Source organism: [Clostridium] aerotolerans DSM 5434 (genome assembly GCF_000687555.1).
GTDB lineage: Bacteria > Bacillota > Clostridia > Lachnospirales > Lachnospiraceae > Lacrimispora > Lacrimispora aerotolerans.
This window is the reverse complement of the sequence record NZ_JHWJ01000047.1, coordinates 1-1,455: the sequence shown is the minus strand read 5'-3', so window position 1 is coordinate 1,455 and position 1,455 is coordinate 1. Positions and strand designations below refer to the sequence as shown.

3 protein-coding genes and 1 pseudogene are annotated in these 1,455 nt (G+C 45.4%); 3 read left to right on the top strand and 1 reads right to left on the bottom strand.

Annotated elements, in window-relative coordinates; translation table 11 throughout:
• Nucleotides 1-710 (bottom strand): hypothetical protein (locus tag T546_RS25645; RefSeq protein WP_242842283.1); only part of this gene is annotated, 710 nt, incomplete at its 3' end.
• Here T546_RS25645 and T546_RS26275 point away from each other — a divergent pair.
• The 3 genes and pseudogenes from T546_RS26275 to T546_RS26400 all read left to right on the top strand — a co-directional run.
• Complete coding sequence (locus T546_RS26275; protein ID WP_330371989.1) at nucleotides 607-939, top strand: spore coat associated protein CotJA; 333 nt, start codon at nucleotides 607-609, stop codon at nucleotides 937-939. The two genes, T546_RS25645 and T546_RS26275, sit on opposite strands and share 104 nt — an antisense overlap.
• The gene (locus T546_RS0122360; RefSeq protein WP_242842282.1) at nucleotides 939-1,274 is read left to right on the top strand and encodes a spore coat protein CotJB; all 336 of its coding nucleotides are present in this window, start codon (nucleotides 939-941) and stop codon (nucleotides 1,272-1,274) included. The genes T546_RS26275 and T546_RS0122360 overlap by 1 nt, the downstream gene beginning before the upstream one ends.
• A pseudogene (locus T546_RS26400) lies at nucleotides 1,274-1,369 on the top strand (manganese catalase family protein); the annotation flags it as partial. The gene T546_RS0122360 and the pseudogene T546_RS26400, both read left to right, overlap by 1 nt.
• Between the last annotated feature and the right edge of the window lie 86 nt (nucleotides 1,370-1,455).

Sequence of the window (1,455 nt, the reverse complement as noted above, 5' to 3'; positions counted from 1 at the left end):
TGTGTAATGCCTGCAAAATGTGTAGAAAAACCTGCTTGCGTGATGCCAGCAAGAGAGATGCCAGCAAAATGTCCGGAGAGACCAACGTGTGTGATGCCGGCAAGATGCCCAGAAAAACCTGCTTGCGTGATGCCAGCAAGAGAGATGCCAGCAAAATGTCCGGAGAGACCAACGTGTGTGATGCCGGCAAGATGCCCAGAGAAACCCACTTGCGTGATGCCAGCAAGAGAGATGCCAGCAAAATGTCCGGAGAGACCAACGTGTGTGATGCCGGCAAGATGCCCAGAAAAACCTTCTTGCGTGATGCCAGCAAGAGTAATGCCGGCAAAATGTGTAGAAAAGCCCTCTTGTGTAATGCCAACAAAATGTGTAGAAAAGCCCTCTTGTGTAATGCCAGCAAAATGTGTAGAAGAACCCTCTTGTGTAATGCCAGCGAAATGTCCAGAGAAACCCTCCTGCGCAATGCCGGCAAGATGTCCAGAAAAACCTTCTTGCGTGATGCCAGCAAGATGTCCAGAAAAACCTTCCTGTGTGAAACCAGTAAGATGTCCAGAAAAGCCTTCTTGTGTAATGCCAGCAAAATGTCCGGAGAAACCCTCTTGTGTAATGCCGGCAAGATGTCCAGAAAAACCTTCCTGTGTGAAACCGGCAAGATGTCCGGAAAAACCAACCTGCGTGATGCCGGCAAAATGTACTGAGCCCTCATTCACATCTCCAGCTACGAGTCCCTGCTGGTCTCCAGCTCCAAACGTATGTCCGGGCCCGTGTCCGCCTCCCGCTGTTGAAGCAGCTACCGAATGCATTGACAAATATCCGGTTGGAATGGCTTATGTGCCATGGCAGAACTGGCAGCAGGTTTATTCTGTTGAAACAGCAATAAATATGGGTACAATTTTCCCTGATTTATTTAAACCATTTACGATGGGAGGGTGCCGCTGATGAATTGTAATATGGATTGTAACATGGATTGTAACATGGGCCGTAACATGGATTGTAACATGGGCAATACCATGGGCAGTAACGTGGATTGCGATATGTTATTAAAACAGGTTTATCAAGCTAGTTTTGCATTGGATGACGTGGTATTGTTTCTTGACACTCATCCCTGTGACAAGGATGCGTTAAAATTTTATTGTTATGTTTCAGATTTAAGAAGAAGGGCAGTTGAGGCTTATGAAGAGCAGTGCGGCCCTCTGATGATAGATGGTGTCATGGATGAAAATTATTGGACCTGGATCAATGATCCGTGGCCCTGGGAAGGAGTGTGCGGCTAATGTGGAGATATGAAAAAAGATTACAGTATCCGGTAAACATTACCACTCCCAATCCCAAGATTGCCACTTTCATTATGAGTCAGTATGGTGGGCCATATTGTAATAACAGATAAGTTTTAACAAAGGAACTCTGGTTCTACTATTTATAGTACTTTAATAATAGAAGAATTTTAACGTATTG